2 protein-coding genes are annotated in these 859 nt (G+C 72.2%); both read left to right on the top strand.

Annotated features, from left to right (window positions below):
- Positions 1-375 (top strand): phosphoadenosine phosphosulfate reductase domain-containing protein (locus ACYQBY_RS22195; RefSeq protein ID WP_459646081.1); only part of this gene is annotated, 375 nt, incomplete at its 5' end.
- The coding region (locus tag ACYQBY_RS22190) for a GTP-binding protein (RefSeq protein ID WP_459646080.1) at positions 375-859 on the top strand (485 nt) is incomplete at its 3' end. The genes ACYQBY_RS22195 and ACYQBY_RS22190, both read left to right, overlap by 1 nt.

The following is an 859-nucleotide window of genomic DNA, read 5'->3' as shown; positions in this document are numbered from 1 at the left end:
GAGAGCGTGCGGGTGTTCCCGTTGAGCAACTTCACCGAGCTGGACGTGTGGCGTTACATCGAGCTGGAGCAGCTGGAGCTGCCCTCGATCTACTTCGCCCACCGCCGCAAGGTCTTCGAGCGCGACGGCATCCTGCTGGCAGAATCCGAGTTCGTCAGCCCTCGCGCCGGAGAAACCGTGGCCGAGGAGATGGTGCGCTACCGCACCGTCGGCGACCTCACCATCACCGGGGCCGTGCGCTCCACGGCCACCGACGTGGCCGGGGTGATGGCGGAGATCTCCCGCGCCACGACCTCCGAGCGCGGCGAGACCCGCGCCGACGACCGGACGTCCGCCTCCGCCATGGAGGACCGCAAGCGGGAGGGGTACTTCTGATGACCGAGCTCCTGGAGGCGCGGTCCGCCGCCGGCGGCGCGCCCGGCGCGCGGGGACCCCGTGAGCTGCTGCGGCTGGCGACGGCGGGGTCGGTGGACGACGGCAAGTCCACCCTGATCGGGCGGATCCTGCACGACACCGACTCCCTGCCGCTGGACCACCTGGACTCCGTGCGCGACGCCGAGGGCGTGCCGGACCTGGCGGCCCTGTCCGACGGGCTGCGCGCCGAGCGCGAGCAGGGCATCACCATCGACGTGGCGTACCGCTTCTTCTCCACCCCCCGGCGCAACTTCGTGCTGGCCGACACCCCCGGCCACGAGCGCTACACCCGCAACATGTTCACCGGCGCCTCCAACGCCCACGTGGCCGTGCTGCTGGTCGACGCCCGCGCCGGGGTGCTGCGCCAGACCCGCCGCCACGCCCGCATCGCCACCCTGCTCGGCGTGCCGCACCTGGTCGCCGCCGTCAACAAGATGGACCTCGT

Source organism: Kineococcus anabasis, assembly GCF_054590795.1.
This window is presented reverse-complemented; position numbering and strand designations above follow the sequence as displayed.